Origin of the sequence: Vibrio sp. Vb2880, from assembly GCF_033337975.1 — a bacterium.
Classification (GTDB): Bacteria; Pseudomonadota; Gammaproteobacteria; order Enterobacterales; family Vibrionaceae; genus Vibrio; species Vibrio alginolyticus.
In genome coordinates, this window is sequence record NZ_JAWORT010000002.1 from 364,080 (window position 1) to 383,622 (window position 19,543).

The 19,543-nt window shown below is 44.0% G+C and carries 17 protein-coding genes and 1 tRNA gene; 9 read left to right on the plus strand and 9 right to left on the minus strand.

Annotated features, from left to right (window positions below):
• Positions 1-57 precede the first annotated feature (57 nt).
• A complete protein-coding gene (locus R7M92_RS03610; protein WP_233272538.1) occupies positions 58-1,116 on the plus strand; it encodes a glycine zipper family protein in 1,059 nt (352 codons plus the stop codon).
• A 520-nt stretch (positions 1,117-1,636) separates the two neighbouring features.
• Here R7M92_RS03610 and R7M92_RS03615 read toward each other — a convergent pair.
• Both R7M92_RS03615 and R7M92_RS03620 read right to left on the minus strand, forming a co-directional pair.
• Positions 1,637-2,197, minus strand: coding sequence for a sugar O-acetyltransferase (locus tag R7M92_RS03615; protein ID WP_053349374.1), 561 nt, complete (start codon positions 2,195-2,197; stop codon positions 1,637-1,639).
• A 129-nt stretch (positions 2,198-2,326) separates the two neighbouring features.
• Entirely contained in the window at positions 2,327-2,725 is a 399-nt protein-coding gene (locus R7M92_RS03620; RefSeq protein ID WP_005374132.1) for an OsmC family protein, read from the minus strand.
• Between the two features lie 202 nt (positions 2,726-2,927).
• Here R7M92_RS03620 and msrB point away from each other — a divergent pair, with 202 nt between their 5' ends.
• A complete protein-coding gene (gene msrB / locus R7M92_RS03625; RefSeq protein WP_005374134.1) occupies positions 2,928-4,070 on the plus strand; it encodes a peptide-methionine (R)-S-oxide reductase MsrB in 1,143 nt (380 codons plus the stop codon).
• Positions 4,071-4,103: 33 nt separating this feature from the next.
• Complete coding sequence (locus tag R7M92_RS03630) at positions 4,104-4,250, plus strand: DUF2256 domain-containing protein (protein WP_225474148.1); 147 nt, start codon at positions 4,104-4,106, stop codon at positions 4,248-4,250.
• A 61-nt stretch (positions 4,251-4,311) separates the two neighbouring features.
• Here R7M92_RS03630 and R7M92_RS03635 read toward each other — a convergent pair whose 3' ends face one another.
• Genes R7M92_RS03635 through R7M92_RS03645 form a run of 3 tightly spaced genes read right to left on the minus strand, consistent with a single transcriptional unit; the run spans position 4,312 to position 7,915 of the window.
• The gene (locus tag R7M92_RS03635; protein WP_225474156.1) at positions 4,312-5,019 is read right to left on the minus strand and encodes an SDR family oxidoreductase; all 708 of its coding nucleotides are present in this window, start codon (positions 5,017-5,019) and stop codon (positions 4,312-4,314) included.
• A complete protein-coding gene (locus R7M92_RS03640) occupies positions 5,019-6,563 on the minus strand; it encodes a cryptochrome/photolyase family protein (RefSeq protein WP_225474147.1) in 1,545 nt (514 codons plus the stop codon). The genes R7M92_RS03635 and R7M92_RS03640 overlap by 1 nt, the downstream gene beginning before the upstream one ends.
• Positions 6,563-7,915, minus strand: coding sequence for a DASH family cryptochrome (locus R7M92_RS03645; RefSeq protein ID WP_206958693.1), 1,353 nt, complete (start codon positions 7,913-7,915; stop codon positions 6,563-6,565). The genes R7M92_RS03640 and R7M92_RS03645 overlap by 1 nt, the downstream gene beginning before the upstream one ends.
• A gap of 349 nt (positions 7,916-8,264) precedes the next feature.
• Between R7M92_RS03645 and R7M92_RS03650 the strand changes: the two genes are divergently transcribed.
• Entirely contained in the window at positions 8,265-9,278 is a 1,014-nt protein-coding gene (locus R7M92_RS03650; RefSeq protein WP_225474146.1) for a GGDEF domain-containing protein, read from the plus strand.
• Positions 9,279-9,368: 90 nt separating this feature from the next.
• Here the strand turns inward: R7M92_RS03650 and R7M92_RS03655 are convergent, their stop codons facing one another.
• Positions 9,369-9,947, minus strand: a complete 579-nt coding sequence (locus R7M92_RS03655) for a hypothetical protein (RefSeq protein ID WP_225474145.1) — start codon at positions 9,945-9,947, stop codon at positions 9,369-9,371.
• Positions 9,948-10,121: 174 nt separating this feature from the next.
• Between R7M92_RS03655 and R7M92_RS03660 the strand changes: the two genes are divergently transcribed.
• On the plus strand, positions 10,122-11,678 hold the full coding sequence (locus tag R7M92_RS03660) for a DUF3612 domain-containing protein (RefSeq protein WP_080773721.1): 1,557 nt from the start codon (positions 10,122-10,124) through the stop codon (positions 11,676-11,678).
• Between the two features lie 387 nt (positions 11,679-12,065).
• Here the strand turns inward: R7M92_RS03660 and R7M92_RS03665 are convergent, their stop codons facing one another.
• Entirely contained in the window at positions 12,066-13,421 is a 1,356-nt protein-coding gene (locus R7M92_RS03665) for a diguanylate cyclase (RefSeq protein WP_021035911.1), read from the minus strand.
• 132 nt (positions 13,422-13,553) lie between these two features.
• Here R7M92_RS03665 and R7M92_RS03670 point away from each other — a divergent pair, with 132 nt between their 5' ends.
• Together R7M92_RS03670 and R7M92_RS03675 are read left to right on the plus strand one after the other, a co-directional pair.
• The gene (locus R7M92_RS03670) at positions 13,554-14,159 is read left to right on the plus strand and encodes an alpha-ketoglutarate-dependent dioxygenase AlkB (RefSeq protein ID WP_318132751.1); all 606 of its coding nucleotides are present in this window, start codon (positions 13,554-13,556) and stop codon (positions 14,157-14,159) included.
• Positions 14,160-14,228: 69 nt separating this feature from the next.
• Positions 14,229-15,317: a DUF3541 domain-containing protein gene (locus R7M92_RS03675; RefSeq protein WP_318132725.1), complete on the plus strand. Its 1,089-nt coding sequence runs from the start codon at positions 14,229-14,231 to the stop codon at positions 15,315-15,317.
• 54 nt (positions 15,318-15,371) lie between these two features.
• Here the strand turns inward: R7M92_RS03675 and R7M92_RS03680 are convergent, their stop codons facing one another.
• Complete coding sequence (locus R7M92_RS03680; protein ID WP_262634462.1) at positions 15,372-16,580, minus strand: NupC/NupG family nucleoside CNT transporter; 1,209 nt, start codon at positions 16,578-16,580, stop codon at positions 15,372-15,374.
• Positions 16,581-17,139: 559 nt separating this feature from the next.
• Between R7M92_RS03680 and R7M92_RS03685 the strand changes: the two genes are divergently transcribed.
• Together R7M92_RS03685 and R7M92_RS03690 are read left to right on the plus strand one after the other, a co-directional pair.
• Positions 17,140-17,223 (plus strand) — tRNA-Leu (locus tag R7M92_RS03685).
• Between the two features lie 32 nt (positions 17,224-17,255).
• Positions 17,256-17,867, plus strand: a complete 612-nt coding sequence (locus R7M92_RS03690) for a DUF2913 family protein (protein WP_017819727.1) — start codon at positions 17,256-17,258, stop codon at positions 17,865-17,867.
• A gap of 78 nt (positions 17,868-17,945) precedes the next feature.
• On the opposite strand, the gene R7M92_RS03695 is transcribed toward R7M92_RS03690, so the two are convergent.
• The gene (locus R7M92_RS03695) at positions 17,946-19,346 is read right to left on the minus strand and encodes a tryptophanase (protein ID WP_005384172.1); all 1,401 of its coding nucleotides are present in this window, start codon (positions 19,344-19,346) and stop codon (positions 17,946-17,948) included.
• Between the last annotated feature and the right edge of the window lie 197 nt (positions 19,347-19,543).

A 19,543-nucleotide genomic window follows, 5' to 3' on the forward strand; every position in this document is an offset into this window, starting at 1 on the left:
TTAAATATAGTTTTTTGTTAGTATCTGCACAAACAAATTATTAGCTAGAGGTGCTCTGTGTCGGGATTATTTGAGTATAAAATAAAAACTCATGATAACTTATCATCAATTATATTAAACATGTATGGTGCTCCATATGGTAGCAAGGACTATCAGATGGTACTGACTCATATAATGACATTAAACAAGCATATTTCAGATCCTAACCGCATTAGAGCTGGCGATATCATTTGGTTATCAGCTCTACCCAAATCAAGCTCTCAACTTAAAACTCAAAGTAACAATGCGTTACCTCCTAAAAGTATCGCGAAGCTAGGGACCTACCCAGCGTCTAAACCTCAAATGCCCAGCTCTCCTCCCCATAAAGTTTTGCCTCCCAATCTTCTCAGCTACAATCAACCTCCAAAATCAATCTCAAATCAAGTTCCACCGCAACATGCTGACATGTTTTGGGCGTTGGCATGGTTAGAAAACAACGCCAATATGATTACTATTCCAGGAGGTACCTTGATGGGTGCTACAGGTAACTTGATGAGTAAAGGAAATATTAAGCTCATTGAGAACATCAACGACCTTTACGCAAACTATAAAAACGGAGTAATAAGTAAAGGACAATATGATGGTCGACGTAAAAAACATTTAGACCTACTAAAGAAAAATGTTGGCCCTATGGAAAAGCTGTTATTTGGCAACAAAACGACTCACCAGTCTATTCGCATAGCTCGAAGTGGAGGGTTACCTGCGAATGCTCATATAGTTAAACAAGCCGAAAAACTGAATAAAATAGCTCAAGCATCTAAAGTGGGCGGACATGTTTTAGTCGGTGTTGGTCTGACGGCTTCCTGCATTCAGATTGCGAATACACAAGACCAACATGAGAAGAATGAAATTTTTGTTGAGTCAATAACTAGCACAGTTGTAGGAATGGGTACCAGCGCGTTAGTCGGTCTATTTTTAGTATCAAACCCTATTGGCTGGGGGACTGCCATTGTACTCGCTGCCGGTACTACCGCTATTGGGTACGCCTCCGGTAAAGCAGCTGTGCTTACATACAACAACTTAGGCTCTCAGCCTGACTTAGTTTCAAAGACAAACTTGGGTGCCATATGCAATTAGTTTGGAATATTATTGGATACTTAATGTTTTCTGGAATATTGATTATTTTTCTCCAGACATTATTTATAGGTATCATGCATATTTTAATGCCAAAAAAAGTTGTCAATAGTTACTTTACAGAACCTTATTTTAACACTTTCGAACTAGCTCTATTTACGGGATGGCCTTACGCATTTTTCCGAACATTGATGTTTGTTCGTTTAATCGTCCAACCTAGCTCAGGTAAAAAACGAAAGTTACCCGATATCTCCAAAGAAGTGCCTAGATGGTACCGCTCACTATCAATTCTATTAATAGGAATAATTATTATAAACTCCTCTATGCTGATAGTCGTATTCTCTTCAGCTGGAATACTCGCATTAGTAGATAGTTTAAACCCTTAATACCTTATTGTTTTTCAAGTTCAAGTTGAAACTTTGAAGTTGAATAATGTAGAAATAGCTTATTTGGGCTTAATGTAACTCGAATAAGCTATATTCTTCTCGAAAGCTATATAATTGTCACAACGACGCTTGCTCTCTTACAATAATTCTTCTTCGTTGAGACGACGAATCAACTTAGCTGGCGTGCCTCCGTATAGACAATCTGGCGGCACATCATGGTTAACGACCGAGTTCGCCGCAATCACCGAGCGAGCGCCAACTGTTACACCTTGGTTGATGACGGAATTTCCGCCAATCCACACATCATCTTCAATCGTGATAGGTTTACAAAACGTTTCCCAACGTCGACGACTTCGGTAATCAACAGAATGAGAAGCGGTATAGAATTGCACGCTCGGTCCAATGAGCACGTGGTTCCCAATGGTAATTTTGGCACCATCGAGCATGACCACGTTCATGTTGATAAAGGTTTCTTCACCTATTTCGATGGTCTTACCAAATTCACAATGAAAAGGGGACTGGACAATACAACGGCCTACCTTGCCAAATAGCTGCTTTTGCAATTCGTCGCGCTGACTTTCGTCGGTGTTATTGTTAAGTGCTCTAAGTGCTTGAAGAGCATGGCTTCTAATGGCGTCAATTTCTTTGTCCATGCCATCAAAGACCTGGCCAGACATCATTTTTTCTAGTTCTGTCACTGGAAGACTCCTACAACCTGCAATTACTGCTTTCAGATTCTTCACAAGGTACGTGAACTGTGAAATAAAAAAAGAGAAAAGCCCGGACTTTTCTCTTTCCTGTTTTTATATTTTGTGGAGTTTGTCGACTTACACAATTTCCCAACTGTGGGTCATCTCAACACCTTCGCCTAGCATTAAGCAAACCGAGCAGTATTTTTCTAGCGAGTCAGCCGCCACTTTTGCTACGACTTCTGGGTCAAGCTCGTCACCTGACACTTCAAAGTGGATATTCACTTGCGTAAAGATACGCGGCGCGGTTTCACGACGCTCTGTGGTTAGCTTGGCATTAACTGACGAAACCTTTTGGCCTGCTGTTTTCAAACCATCAACAACATCGACAGAGCTACAGCCACCAGCAGCCATTAGTACCATTTCCATTGGGCTTGGTGCGGTTGCACCGCCATTGCCATCCATCACTACGGAGTGGCCCGACTGAGATTGCCCAAGGAATTTAAAATCTTCTATCCATTTAACTTCAGCTTGCATGATTTACCTCATTTAGCATCGCTTATTCAAGGCATCGTTGCCCTTACTAGCGGTATGTTTCTTGTCGATACTTTAGCTCTATCGCATAAAAGGGCAACGGAATTTTCAACATTACTGTAATTTTTTCGCTCGGTTACCTTTCTCTATACGTAACACTTTTTATTCAAGTAACACTTTCTACAAAAATAACGATGAGGTAGCTATGAAGAATATGTCTAAGTTATTGGCCGGTTTCTCCTTCGCACTTCCAGTCTTGTTTCTACTATTGAGTAAAACAGGTACCGCCGATACGATGGATAAGCTGAAGGCTTCAGAGAATACAAGAATCGCAACGCTAGCTGGCGGTTGTTTCTGGTGTACAGAATCGGATTTAGAGCAACTGCCCGGCGTAATCGATGTTGTATCAGGTTATTCAGGTGGTCATATTGAAAACCCGACTTACCGCCAAGTCTCTTCTGGTAAATCTGGTCATATTGAAGTGATTGAGGTGAAGTACGATCCTGCTGTTGTGAACTACGAACAAGTGCTGGATTACTTCTTCCGTCATATCGACCCTACCGACGATAAAGGTTCATTTGTTGACCGTGGTCCTCAATACCGTCCGGCGATCTTCTATCATAATGCGGAGCAAAAGCAGATTGCTAAGCAGTTTATGATGGAAATCGACAAGGCGATGATCTATCCAAAACCGTTGAAAACAGAGCTGATCGAGTTTGAAAAGTTTTACCCTGCGGAGTCTTACCATCAGGATTACTACAAAAAGAGTAGTCTGAAATACAAATACTACCGCTACGCATCAGGTCGCGATAAATACCTCGACGAAGTGTTTGGTGAAGATCGAAAAGAAAGCCCTAAAACACTTCGACAGTTGATTGAAGAAAAAAAGCTGCTTTCGAAAGTGAAAGCGTACAGTAAACCTGCTCAGTCTGAAATCAAATCAAACTTAACAGAGCTACAGTATTACGTGACGCAAGAAGAAGGCACGGAGCGTCCGTTTGATAATGAATACTGGGACAACAAAGAAGCGGGAATTTATGTTGATATTGTGACCGGTGAGCCGCTATTTTCTTCTACTGATAAATACAAATCTGGCACAGGTTGGCCAAGCTTTACTCGACCAATTAACCCGGGTTACATCGTGGAGAAAACCGATTATAAACTGCTCTACCCTAGAACGGAGATCCGCAGTAAGTTTGGTGATTCACACCTAGGTCACGTGTTTAAAGATGGTCCTAAGCCGACGGGATTACGCTATTGCATGAACTCTGCTGCGATGAAATTTGTACCTGTGAACAAGATGGCGAGTTTAGGCTACGGCGATTACCTGTACCTATTTGATAAGTAATTTTAACCAAATTAGGAGTGAACATTCAGCGCGATGAAAGGTTTTAAATCCAACCTTCCCATGAAAGTCTGTCCGGTCTGTCAGCGCCCGTTTTCTTGGAGAAATAAGTGGGCGCGAAATTGGGAGGAAATCGTTTATTGTTCTGAGCGTTGCCGAAGAAATAAATCAACGAAAACGTAGGTCACTCCGACCCTCTCTGGAGTATGTTATTTCATTTGTATTAACGTTTGTACGCGTTCTCTTACCAAGGTAATAACGTCCCATCATAAGCCCAAAACGCCCCGCTATCTTGCGGGGTTGCTTTTTCTATCAAGCCTAATAAATCCTTAGCAACTCGCTCTGGCGTGAACAACTTTCCCTCTGGGACATTGGTTTGAAAAGGTGCCGACAAAGCGGTATCTGTGGTTCCAGGGTGAAGTGAAAGCACCGTGCCATGTTTGACCATTCTTTGCCATTCGATCGACATGGTTTTGAGGAACATGTTTAATGCGGCTTTTGATGCTCGATAGCTGTACCAACCACCTAACTGATTATCGCTAATGCTGCCAACTTTGGCCGAAATGGTCGCAAACTTAGGTGCAGTACTGCGTTTTAGCTTGGGCGTGAAGTATTTCGCCAACAGTAAACTTGGCAAAGTATTAACCGTGATGGTTTGCTGAAAAAAGTCAGTGTCGAGCGAGCTAAGGTTCTTCTCAGGGCCTTTCTCTTGGGTGTGCAACATACCAACGCAGTTCACCAACCAATCGACGTGTTCAATCTGCTCACTGAACGCTTTTACCTCCCCTTCTTGCGATACATCCACTTGATGCCAAAAGACATTTGGGTGTTGCCAATCTGGTTGCTGCTTACGATAAGTGGCATGCACGCGAGCTTGAGGGAACCGAACTGCGGCTTCTTGTACCACCGCCAAACCAATTCCACCATTGCCACCGATGATGAGAATTTCCATCACAAGTTCTCCACGTTTTCTATGTAATGCTCTGCGGTATCGAGTATCGCTTGGCGCTGCTGTTCTTCCATGTTGTCCCAAGAGCGGAAAATCATCCCGATTCGTGGATTGGTTGCGAGACGCTTGTCGTGCTTGTTCATAAAGCGCCAATAAAGACTGTTAAACGGACAAGAGCCTTCTCCACTGCGCGATTTGTTGTCGTAATGGCAGCCCTTGCAGTAGTCGCTCATCTTGTTGATGTAAGAGCCACTCGCTGCGTAAGGTTTGGTGCCAACAATGCCGCCATCTGCAAACAATGCCATACCACGAGTGTTCGGCATTTCTACCCACTCAATTGCATCCACATAGATACCGAGATACCACTCATCCACTTGATCTGGGTCGATCTCGGTTAACAAGCAAAAATTACCAGTCACCATTAAACGTTGGATGTGGTGTGCGTAGGCATAATCGAGAGACTGACTAATCGCATTGCGCATACAGGCCATTTTGGTTTCGCCATTCCAAAAGAAGTCTGGCAACTTTCTTTCTGCGCCCAACTCGTTCTTTTTCGGGTAATGAGGCATATTCGCCCAGTAGACGCCTCGGATATACTCTCGCCATCCTAAGATTTGGCGAATAAACCCCTCTACTTGAGAAATGTCGATGTCCGCGTTGGAATGAAATGCCTTGAGTGATGCATCTATGACTTCTCTCGGGTGCAGCATTTTGCTGTTCAGCGAGAATGAAATTCGGCTGTGATACAAGCTCCACTTAGCATCGTGCTGACCTGTCATGGCGTCTTGAAAACGACCGAACAGCGGTAGACAGACTTGGCAGAAATGCGCGAGTAAAGACAAGCTCTGCGCGCGATTGTTCGGCCACAACAAGTCTCCTTCAAGATTTCCGATGGTTTCGATGTCATGTTTTGCCAACCGCTCAACAATGCCACGCACGTCGGTACTGAACATCAAAGGTTGTGGCAGTTGTTCAATGTCTTTGGCTTTGAGCTTGTTACGGTTGTTGGCATCGTAATTCCATTTCCCGCCTACAGGCTTTCCGTCTTGCATCAAGATGTCGAAGCGCTTGCGCATGCGGCGATAAAAGTGCTCCATCATGATGTGTTTGCCTTGAGGAAACTGCAATTCTATTTCTTCAAACGGCAACAAAAAGTGTTCCGAATCGACACAACGTGCCACGACCCCATCAAGCTTTAGTTTGGCTAACTGTTCTAGTAAACGGTATTCATCGGGGCGTTGATATTCAAACTTACTTGCACCAACTTCGCTTACGTAGTGTTGCAAGACTTGCTCAAGATCGTCGAAGGTTTGTGTGTCATCCAATGTGAGGTGCAGAACTTGGTGACCCTCGCTCTGACGCTCTTTCGCAAACTGTTCCATTGCAGAAAAGAACGCACACACTTTCTGAATATGGTGCGTGACGTAAGTATTCTCTTGCTTGAGTTCTGCAATCAGGTAAAGCACTTGCTCATCCGGTTGCTGAAACCAAGAGTGCTCACTGTTAAGTTGATCGCCCAAGATCAATCGTACGGTTTCAAATCGCATTACGGTTTCTCCGATGACGAAGCTTTATCACTGCTGCCCATTACGATAGGCCAATCGACCATGTCTACACTATCCAAATGTGCACCAGCACAACGACCTTGCCACTTATCGATGAACTCCATGTGCGGATCGTACATTTCGGTTTGCTTTTCGAGGTTGAATTGTCGTGAACCACGCGGATCAGCACCAACGCCTGCTAAGTATTGCCAGTTTCCCCAGTTCGATGCCACATCGTAATCAACCAGTTGTGACTCAAAGTATGCCGCGCCATAACGCCAATCGAGGCCAAGCTCATGCACTAAACAACTGGCGACTAACTGTCTGCCACGATTCGACATATAACCGGTTTCATTAAGTTGGTGCATACACGCATTGACGATAGGAAATGGCGTTTCACCTTTCTTCCATTGTTGGAAACGGTGCGCGTAAAAGCTGGTGAGTGGTGCTCGATTTTGGATGCCACCGAATCGGAAGAGCTGTCGCTTGTATCGACGGGCATACCAATAAAAGTATTCACGCCAAAGCAGTTCGAAGTAAATCCAGTAGGTTGAATCATTTGCGCCATTCTCCGCTTCATAACGTTTCAACATGGCATAAACAGTTCTCGGAGAAAGGCACCCATTAGCTAACCAAGGAGAGAACTTGGTAGAGTAATCCATGCCATCTAAACCGTTGCGTGTTTGTTTGTATTCACTGGCTAGTGTGGAAGCAAAATACTGGCGACAATGTTCAAGCCCGCGGCTTTCTCCACCATGAAACGCAGCTTTTGTGTCAAAGTAATATGCAGTAACGGAAGGAAGATTCACACCTAAAGGAATTGGAGGTAACGAACGGATACTCTCGTGGGGCCGAGAGATGTCTAAACCTTCAACTTGCTTTCTAAACTGCGTGAAAGTCGTAGGCAGATTGCTCAAGTCAAATGGCAGTTGTTCTTCCCTTAACAGGGTCCGGATTGCTTGCTGTTTTATTTTTACATGAGACGCGCCTTCAACTGCGCGATCTAACGCTTGTTGCTCATCCGAACCGGGAAAGGCGTCAGCATATATATGTGTGACGCCGAAGCGATTAACAGCATACTTGATTGCTTGATCGGGCGTTAGTTCAACCGCCCATAATCGCTGACCAAGATGATTCAAAGATTGATTGAGTTCACTAAGCGATGCGTCGAGAAACTGCAATTTCGCACGCCCGAAAGAGGCTTCCTGCGCAAAGTGATGCAAGTAAGGCGTCATTGAAGGGTAGCAATACAAGCAAATTAACTCGTCCATTTCTACACTGGCGCTTTTCAACAGTGGGTTGTCGTGCAATCGCAAGTCGTTCGTGAACCAATAAAGTCCTATTTTCTTTTTCAATTCGCACCCTCAGATGTTAATTCTTCGTCTACGAGTTCTTTTCACGGAGACCCTGACGTTAAGCCTTTTGATTTACTTGCTTTTATACGAAAACGAGAGTTTGACGATCATTAGGTTACTAACGTTCACACGGAATCCATTTGCTGGATATCTCAAAACACGCAATACCACCAAATGCCTGTACATGTTTCATACTGATATTTTATAAAATTTGAATCCAACGGTATTGATCACGATCTTAATCACTCATTTTCTATATAAACCATGCAAAAGTGATAAAAATTAAAGCGACATTAGTTAATATCCGTTAATCTAAGCCCAATCCCATTTTGCTAGTACCATCGCAGAAATGACCGACGAGTTTAAGAAATCAACCGCTAATTTAAAAAAAGCGGTCCCACTGATGATCAAAAACCATGTTGCTGCCACGCCAGCCAACTACGCGCTTTGGTATACCTACGTTGACAAGACCATTCCAGAACTCAACTTTGAGTTAGACACGGTGTTAGAAAACTACGGTATTTGCCCGCCAGCAACCAATAAACAGCTTTACAACAACTATGTGGCCAGCAAAGCAGAAACCAGCCTTGAAGATCTTAGAACCAATGTAGAAGTTCTGCTACATGAAGTATCCAGTTCAATGAGCGATACGATTTCAGATACTTCCTCCTTTTCTGAGATGGTAGACAAAAGCTTTAATAAACTGGAAAAAGTTGAGGACAATAGCCTAAGCATTGAAGAAGTGATGGTGGTGATTCGTCAACTTGTCGCAGAGTCACACGAAATTCGTCACTCAACAAAGTTTTTGAATAGCCAATTGACTAACGCGAGTGAAGAAATTTCTCGCCTCAAAAATCAACTGGCTGAAGTACAGCAAGATGCGTTGTTCGATGGTTTGTCAAACCTATACAACCGCCGAGCATTTGACAAAGATCTCTCTTCACTTATCGCATCAAATCAGGCAATGACCTTAATCATGCTTGATATCGATCATTTCAAATCATTTAACGACAATTACGGGCACCTTTTTGGCGATACAGTATTAAAAGCCATTGCCCGCCGGCTACAACAAAGCTGTCGAGATGGGATATGTGCGTACCGTTTTGGTGGTGAAGAATTCGCGTTAATTGTACCTAACAAATCTCTGCGAATTGCTCGCCAATATGCAGACACACTACGCCGGATGATAGAAAAACTGCGTATCAAAGATAAGCGCTCAGGCACACAAGTTCACAGCATTACCGCTTCTTTTGGGGTAGCAGAATTTGAGCCGGGTGATACGCCTGAAGCCTTAATCAATAAAGCCGATAAACAGCTTTATGAAGCAAAACAACTCGGTCGTAACCGCGTGATGCCAATTTAAATAAACTGGCTAAGAGAAAACGACTTTTATGATGAAAAAGAAAACCCCGCGCTGTAAAGTGCGGGGTTTTTGTATCTAATCATGAGTATCTTAATCGACGCTGTAACAGTAACTTAGAATGTAGTCGTCACCATTTTTTGCGGTATATTCTTTATCTTCACTGCATGCCATCGGCTTACCTTTTTTGTCGCCTTTGATTAGACTTATCCAATGGCGCATCGCGGTTGGTGCATTGCAAGTTAGTTCAGGATGAAACGTCGTGCGAGTTTCCAATTGAATATCATCAATGTCCACTAATTCCACGCAACCAGTGCCTTTATGACAGCCAAACAGCACTTCTACATGATTGCCCGAATCATCTTTAAACAAAATCGATTTTGGATCTTCCTTTTCACCAGTGTACGCCACGAAGTGTTTTGGGCTTTTCAGGCCGCTGTGTGTACCGTCTTTGAAATAAGCCAAAACATGGCGGTAATCAATCACGTAACTTGATACATCTTGGTGCGACCCGTTCTCCAATGGGAACATGCGGTCAAGCAGTTGCTTCGCTTTTACTTGTTTCTCACTCTGCTGCTCAGCACTTACCGCTTCGACGGCAAATACGGCTTCAGCGATAAATGGGCGTTGTTGTTGTTGCATCTCTTTTTTATCGAAGTTCAGCATATTCATCGTCATATCCTCGCACTTAAAAACTCGTCCTAGAGTAAAAACTTAAATCCTTTATTTAAGTTTCAGGCAATTCTGTGAAGTGGATGGTTAATTTCCTTGCCTGCTCATTATGTAGACTAGCGAAATATTGACTACAATTTCACAACAAAAATTTTACAATGTGAATTTTACAAAATGTCTGTGTCAAAAAGCCTTATTCGTCAGTCTCATTTTCTTGGTACGAAAATTCGTAACCTAAGAAAAAACAACCATTTAACGATGGAAGATTTGTCTGCCCGTTGTGTAAGAATTAATCCAGAGTACGCTCCTTCGGTTTCTTACCTTTCGATGATTGAGCGCGGAAAACGCGTACCGAGTATCGATATGCTCGAAGTGATCGCGGAAGTTTTTCAAAAAGATCCGGCGTGGTTTTTAGATGATGAACCCGAATTAGAAGCCATCACACCCAACAAAGGAAATCGTGGCGGGATTAGTGGCATGGCGTTGGAGCCGAGCTTCCTGTTTTCCAATGATATTCTTCAAATCGCGATACCAGAAATGCTCTCCCAAACAGGTATCACGGGGCGTCAATTCGCCCACTTACTGATCCGCGCACACCAAGAAAACCATCAAAACCATTTTCCTGATTTAGAGCGCGCCGCCGAAGAGGTCGGCTTGAAGCGGTTGAATCTATCTGTAGAAGATCTCGTAGACATTGCAAAGAGTATGGGATTGGATATCCGCTGGGTAGATCGAGCGCCACAAGATGTGATTGATGAACTGGGCGTCAGCGCCAAACAGTTGATTACGTCTTTCATGGAGCCACCTGGGACTATTTATCTCAATAAACGAATGCGTGACTATCCAACCCGATTGAAGTATGACTTGGCGGTATATATCGGCCATCGAGTGCTCCATAGCAGCGATGCAATGAATAACGTTTTATCTATCGGGCATCAAAACAATTGGGAGCAAATGGACAGCCCTGTGTCTAACTCTGAACTCAATTCGCAAGATATCCTGCAAGCTTGGCGTGATTTTGAGTCCAGCTTCTTTGCCGGTGCCCTACTCTGCCCCAAAGTACCCTTTCGTCAGTTGCTTGACCGTTCTGGTTACGAGATTGATGTTCACAAAAAGGCGGGGGTTTCTCCTTCTGTTGCAATGCGTCGCATGACGGTGGTCTCGCCTTACCCTCATTGGCACTATTTTGATGCCTATGGCCCTGGCAAGTTAAAAGCCGTGTATCGCGGAAATGGTATTCCATTGCCTTGGGGTAACATGCGCAAAGTGAACGACCCTTGCCAGCACTGGGCGGTATTCCGACGCCTTTCCCAGCCTTTGGATACCAGTTCAGCGCAAATTTCGATTTTAAATGTTGGCGACGAGCCACGTATCTACTGCTGCGAATCGGTCAACGTATTTGATCCTGCGGGGAATAATCGCGTGCTATGTGCCGGTATTGATCTTAACCCTGCCATTTCTGCACAAGGTGGCGATGCCGTTTCCATAGCGGAAGAACTTAAGTCCCTTTGTGTCGCTTCCGGCGGAAGTAGTGTTATTCCTCCCCACATCAAAAAAGACTTAACGACTATCGCTAAGATATTAAACATCAACTGGATAGAGCGCGGGATTCAAACCCAAGCAAGGTTGATCTGCTCCAGAGGGGCGGTTTGTCCAAGACAACCTAGTTGTTACAGCAAGTGCGGAGAAGCTGATGAGACGGGCAGCGACGTGAATATCATCGGGCTTTAGAAAGAAAAAACGCCAATCACAATAAACGTGATTGGCGGTATATACTTGTGAACAATTTGTATTCACTAACAACGTCAGTTGGCTAGGTGACCCTCGGCTTAATAAGGGTCACTCTAAGTAATGCACGATGCGTGCCAACTTTAAAAAAGCCGTTTTTTAGTAGATCCAGATGCATATCGTTGCTTTATTAACCATTAATTTCGCAAACTGCATTTGCAAAATGCAACATTATGCAAATATGCCACTGAATGCACTGCTAATAACGACTCTCTCAGCAAAGTGTCTGTGAACATATGAAGTCACATATTCTTGCACCTCAATGATGATGAGATTTCGGGCTCCCAACTTTACCATTCTTCTAACCCCTTATTGAAACTGGGTTCAGGCTCATCCGCCATGCTTTTGTTGATACATTCTCTCATCGGCTATTTTCATCATTTGCTCAGGAGATGACATTTTCGGGTCAAATATCGCGTACCCAATACTGGCTTTCAAATAGATAAGCGTTTCATCGTAAATGACGGGCGTCGAGCATAGCGCTAATCGAAGTTTTTGTAGAAGGGACTGAACATTTTCTTCCGTTCCTGGGTGATGAACTACAACTAAAAACTCATCACCGCCCATTCTGGCCACGATGTCTGATTTACGCAGAGAGCTTTTTACCCTTTCAGCCGTAGCGATTAAAACTTTGTCACCTGCGTCGTGACCATAGGTGTCGTTAATGTGTTTAAACCTATCTAGGTCAATATTAATTAAGGCGAAGCTATAACGCTTTTTATAACGTTTCGCTATTTCGAACTGCTGCTTGTAAAACTTCATAAAATAGCGACGGTTTGGTAAATTCGTGAGTTCATCGTGTAAAGCTCTGTCATCTGCAATGGTATACAGTCGATAAATGGCGAACAGCGCGAGGCTAAGTGCGAATATAATGGGATAGCCGATTACTCTAGCTAAATGCAACTGATGCCAAGAGATTTGGCGATCAGCTTTGCCTCCAGAGAAAACCACCATACTCCACCCACCATAAGGAAAATGAACCATCTCTTTTGCATATACCATGCTATTTACACTTTGCGCGCCAAAGAAAGCATCACCAAATGAGCCACCGCTATCGTAACCACGGATCATTAAAGGGTAACGATACGAGAAATCAATTACGCCGGTTTCTCTCATCAGAGCATCGAAATCAATCACCGCACTGATCACTCCCCAGTAGTCCTGATTCATTGGAGGATCAAGAAAAACAGGCACACGCACGATCAAACCTCGGCCACCTTGAATCAAAGTCACTGGCCCTGCGATGAAAATTTCTTGTACATCCTTGGCTTTTTGCACCTGTACCCACTGCTGTGGCACTGCGCGGTAATCAAGGCCGATTAGGCGCTCATTACCTTGGCGTGGAAATACATGACTAATTACATCATTTTTCGCGATACCGATGATTGTAATATGTTTACTTTTATTTAGGATTCGGTGAGCGGCGATACTCAATTCTTCTTCTTGGTTTTTAGGAAGTAACGTAATGAGTGTCGCTAAAGTACTGGCTTTGTAGATATCCGCCATAAGTACCGCTTCCAAATTGGAACGGAGAATGGAAAGTTGTTCTTTGGCCTCAACTTGAACTCGCTCTTTGTGAAGCTCTTGCTGGTTTCGATTTAACAGCTCGATAACCCCAATACACAAAGCGAAAAAGGTGAGGAAGAACAATGCAAAATAGCATCGTTTTCTGGGTAAATAACGCATTTTCTCCCCACAACTCGTATACAACTACGAGATTTTTTATTTATTGTTAAAATTCTTATTATCACAAGAATAACCAATCATAATCAGAAAGGTAACAGTGATTGACAACTTTTATGTTTTAGGTGTGAGATGATGCATCAACAAGGCGATTTATTTGGCGGCGATCTATGGCAAGAAGTAGAAAGAGGAAAACTTTATTATGATCCTCAATTTCTTAACCATCTTGAGGCGGATAATTACTTTGACCAACTTCGAAAGACACTGCCATGGCACCAAGAAGACATTACTATGTTCGGCAAGTCAGTACTTCAACCTCGCTTACAAGCGTGGCACGGTGATGCAGCATATACTTACTCAGGCTTAACCATGCAGCCTCACCCTTGGACTCCTGAGTTAACTCAGCTCAAGGTGCGTTGTGAATCAGTTGCTGATGTCACTTTTAATTCTGTTCTCGCTAACTTATATCGACACGGCCAAGACTCAATGGGCTGGCACCAAGATAATGAACCAGAGTTAGGTAGAAACCCTGTTATCGCATCTTTGAACTTAGGTGAAACACGTCGATTTTTGCTTAGAAATTTACATTGTAAAACTGAGATTGAATACGAGCTTTCTCACGGCTCCTTACTGATTATGGCTGGCGAGCTTCAGCATCACTGGAAGCACTGCGTACCAAAAACCGCGAAAACCAAAGATGAACGTATCAACCTGACTTTTAGGCAAATTTTCAACTATTGACTCAGCTTTTACATTCTCAATTAATATTGATGGTAGGTTTAGGCTCAGGACTTCATAGGGAATGGATTTATGCGTATTAAACCTCTTAGCTTAGCGGTCTTACTCTCTTGCTCACTTACCTTTGCTGCTCAGGCATCACAGGAAGACGTACCGCTTCTCGATAATACTCAATCAGCGCAGTTGATTCGTAGTACCTACGAACAAGAACTGTTCACTTTCCCGGCGTTTAAAGAGGGCCATTTTGGCTTACGCATGTACCGCCAAACATTAGATGAGAAATATCACGCTGCCATTTGGACCGACATGGCACAAGTAGCCAGCCGGTTAAACCAATTTGCTAATGAAGTCGTTGAACCAGAAGACATCATTCTCTATTCATCTCAAAGGCTGACCACGTATCAAGAGAAAGAAACCGAACGAGGTCAGCGACGCTATACCGTGACTAAACACCATCCTGAGTACCTTTATCTTGGTGTGGATTTGCTTGGCGCAATAGCAAGAGCAAACGAATACGGCCTACAACATAAACAAGACAAAACGCTGAGAAAAATTATTAGGCGCTACGATTTCTCGCGTTACGTTACGGACAAAGAGATGATAGAAGCATGGGCAGCTCAGCTTGCAAACCAAGTCTACTGGCTTCGTCAGTTAGGAGAGCAAGATGTGGTCGAGAAATTCAATCAAACCTTCCGTGACACCTACCCCGACGATAAAGATAAGATGCTTTCAGCTCAGCAGTATTGGAACAAACTCTATGGTATGACGCACATCATCTTTGCCGATTCACAGTATTATCAGGAGCGAGTAAGCGAGAAGAAACACCAATGGATTTATGATTACTTTCGCAACAATATCGACACTATCCTACTGCGCGCCAAAGAAGACGTGATTGCGGAAGTCGGCATTTCGTTTTTGTTAGCAGGCTTGGACCATGATCCGGTCGTAAAGAAAACCCGCCAAGCCATTCGTCACGCAATCAACGCAGAAAAAGGGATGATTCCGTCGGTCGACGGTAACTTTGATCTCAAGTACGGCGAACACCGTAACGTGCTAGCCATCATGCTGCTCGATTGGAAAGGCGTACATAAAGCGCCAACTTATCAAGAGCACCCAGAGGCTTTTAAATCGATACCTTACGGCTTAATGCCCAAGCCTTAGAAATAACAAAACCCGCCATTTAGGCGGGTTTTTAGTGTGGATCTTCAATCTAAATTAGAGAGAGATAAAAATGCCCGCTAAGCAAGCACTCATCAGGTTAGCGAGTGTACCAGCAGCAACCGCTTTTAGGCCTAGACTTGCAACATCTTTGCGGCGCTCAGGTGCCATCACGCCAATAGAGCCCAACTGAATCGCAATTGAGCCAATGTTCGCAAAACCACACAACGCAAAAGTGATAATAATTTGAGCATGCTCAGACAGTGTCGCTTTGTGCTGCACAAAATCGATAAACGCAACAAACTCATTCATCACCACTTTCTGACCAATGTATGAACCCGCAGCTAGGATTTCGTGGCTTGGCACACCAATCAACCACGCTAGAGGTGCAAACAAATAACCCAAAATCGCTTGTAGCGTTACGCCAGAGAAACCAAGTATCTCGCCCAAGTTTTCTAGCCCCGTGTTCACCATCGCGATAACACTCACGAAAGCGATAAGCATGGTACCAACAGCAACAGCAACTTTCATACCGCCCATAGCACCGCTTGCTAGCGCATCAATTACGTTGCTTTCTTCTGATTTATCTAGCTCAATATTGTTGTAATCGCTTGGCGTTTGACGCTCAGGAACGATGATTTTTGCCATCATCAAACTACCTGGTGCTGCCATAAAGCTTGCCGCGATCAAGTATTTGAGGTCGACACCCAAACCAGCATAACCACCAAGCACACTGCCCGCCACTGAAGCCATACCACCAGCCATCACAGCAAACAGTTCAGAGCGAGTCATGTTAGAAAGAAATGGACGAATAAGAAGTGGTGACTCGCCTTGAGATAAGAAGATGTTCCCTGTTGCAACCAAAGACTCTGCTTTACTCGTACCCAAGAACTTCTGGATAGCGCCACCAATAAATTGAATCACTTTTTGCATAATGCCCAAGTAGTAAAGGGCGGAGATAAGAGCACTGAAGAAGATGATGATAGGGAGGACACGAATAGCGAAGATAAAGCCAGAAGAAGCGAGGTCACCAAAGAGGAATTTAATCCCCTCATCAGCAAAGCTGAGTAGCCCCGCGACACCATTACTTAAACTCGCCAGCGCCGCTTGACCCAACGGGAAATAGAGCACTAACGCAGCAAACCCCATTTGTAGCATCAAGGCGCGAGATACAGTTTTCCAATTAATGGAAGAACGACCCTCAGAAAGTAGGAAAGCACAACCTAGCAGTGCAACAATACCAAATAGACTAAATAGAACACTCATGAGCTGGACCTACTAAACGTTGAAAAAGAAAAAAGAGCCAAAGGAATTGGCAGAAGAAAGGGACAACGCAGTGAGTGATAACTCACTTTTAGATCCAGAATGTAGACAGAACGAATAGTTCGACATCTTATTTTTACCTTATACAAGCAATTGAACGTAGCTGGTCCGGTCCGTGGGGTCATTCACTGCTGGCGAGCATGTTGCTTGGCCTGCTCCATGTGACGGCTTGTATGGGTAAGGGTCCTGAACAACTAAACCCTAATTCCCGCTTAAACGGGACGCAAGTATAGCCAACAAAAAGAGATATTCATCACATTTATTTACGCAAACGTTCAAGCGTTCAAAATTTAGGCAAAAGCACTCTTTTATCGTCATACCATTAATAAAAGTAAGGAAATAACGATAGGCGTTGATGGTAAAAAACATAAAAGTGACCAATAAATATGCAATCAAACTCGAAAGAGCCAAAATTCGTCATTTTGCTCTCGCCAACAGGTGGATTTTGGTTATAATTCGCGTTGCTTCTTTCGAGGCCTCTGAGTATTCAGAGCATCATGATGCCGAGATGGTGAAATTGGTAGACACGCTAGCATGAGGTGCTAGTGCCTTTGGTGTGAGGGTTCGAGTCCCTCTCTCGGCACCATTATCCTTCTTCCCTAATTTTGTTCGAGTGTAATGCAAAGTTCTAAGCAGGCAAGACAGTCTACAGATGCTAATCAACTTCTGAGTGAGCTTGCGGTTCACGCTTTATTACACCTGCACTTTAAAATTCACGCGTCCTCGCATGGCCTCTCCCTTAAAGAACGTAATGACTTACTTCAGAAATGGCTGAAACCAAAACTGAAGAGTAATCGCTATAAGCTGATTAAAAAGCCGTTAAAGTCTTTGACTCAGCAGGCAAAAGGTGAGAACGGAAATCTGGAAGTATTACTCGAGCGCTGCGTCGGTGCAGACAAACCCAGCAACCCTCAACCCGATCTAGATAGCTACTTGCTGCTGATCAACGAGATTGAGAAGAAACTGGGGACTACCGTGTTATTATCGCGACCGGAAGACGTCGACTTATCTCACGACCAACACGGCTGTTTGCTGTGTGTGCTTTCTGAGAACTTAAATCAGCACTTCGATGATAATAACGCCCTAATCGCTCCTATTTCGATGCTGTTCCGCGGACCAATGAGTCAACGCTCACTTTTCCTTGGCAGCATTTACGCCAGTGGTACCTTCAATTATGAAGTGCAGTATCAAGACGACCAGTTCGTTCGCATCACGTTAGAGTTAGCCTAACTGTAACGCTAAGAAATAAACGAATCGAAAAAGGCCGCGAAACTCGCGGCCTTTTGATTATCTAGATTTAAACTTGAGTTAATCGATCTCTTTAAATCGAGCAGTAAAGTGGCGCAGCACTGGTGGCTCGTACTCGAAAGTGAGCCCTTTTAACTCATGTGCACGATTTTTCAGTTCGATAATCGCATCCGCAATGTAATCCATATGATCGTTTGTGTAGACACGACGTGGAATGGTCAAACGCATCAACTCAAGCTCTGACGCTTTTTGTTTACCCGTTTCCGGATCTCGACCAAGCAGCAACGATCCTATCTCTACTGCTCGAATACCCGCTTCCAAGTACAAAGCATTACACAATACCTGCGCAGGAAACTGATCAGCTGGAATATGTGGCAAAATCTTAGCGGCATCCACAAACACCGCATGACCACCCGTTGGGTATTGAATCGGAATACCGCCTTCACGTAAGCGCTCACCTAAGTATTGAACTTGGCTAATTCTATAGTGAAGAAAATCCTCATCCGCGGCTTCATACAAACCGCGAGCGAGCGCTTCCATATCACGCCCAGCCATGCCGCCGTATGTTACAAATCCTTCCATGGGTACGCAGCGCGTCTGCACCGCCTGGAACAACTCCTTATGATCACGAATACAACACATGCCACCAATGTTTACCATCGGGTCTTTCTTAGCTGACATGGTGAGCATATCACCGTACTGGTACATCTCACGGATGATTTCCAGAATCGATTTATTCTCGTAACCCGCTTCACGCTGCTTGATAAAGTAGGCGTTCTCACAGTAACGAGCCGAGTCAATCACCACTGGAATATCGTACTTGGTTGCAATCTCGTACACACTGCGCATGTTTTCCATCGACACAGGCTGACCACCGGAGCTATTACAAGTAATCGTGGTGATAATTGCACAGATGTTATGCGAACCGTGCGCTTCAATTGTTGCCACCAGCTTATCGATATCAAAATTGCCCTTCCAATCATAAGGCGTAGTGGTGTCGAATGCTTCTTCCGTTACCACGTTAATCGCTTTACCGCCATTGAGTTCAATGTGACCCGCTGTGGTATCAAAATGGTAGTTCGAGATAAAGACTGGCGTTTCGCCACCACGCACCTGACGCATACGCTCAATCAAAGCTGGGAACAAAATTTGCTCGGCACCACGCCCTTGGTGTGCAGGCACGGTGAGCTTATAACCGAAGAAGTGCTCCACTGCATCACACAGGTTGTAGTAATTTCGACTCCCCGCATAGGATTCATCCCCCATCATGATACCAGCCCACTGATTATCACTCATGGCACCAGTGCCTGAGTCAGTCAGCAAATCGATATAAACATCATCACTACGAAGAAGAAATGGATTATAGCCCGCTTCTTTTAACGCGACTTCACGGTCTGCCAAAGTCGTCATTTTGATTGGCTCAACCATTTTGATACGGAAAGGTTCTGGAATACGTTTCATTGTTAATTTCCTTATACTCATTGCCCTACGCAGTTTCACGTAAGACTAAAAAACAAATAGATAGAATGCTTTTCAATGCGATTGCATTGAGGAAATCAACGAGAAGAGATTTTACTAAGAAGAGACAAGCAGTAGTCTAGGTTATACCAGAACGACAGCACCAAACGGCTATCGAGAATATCCTTTATTCTCATCGT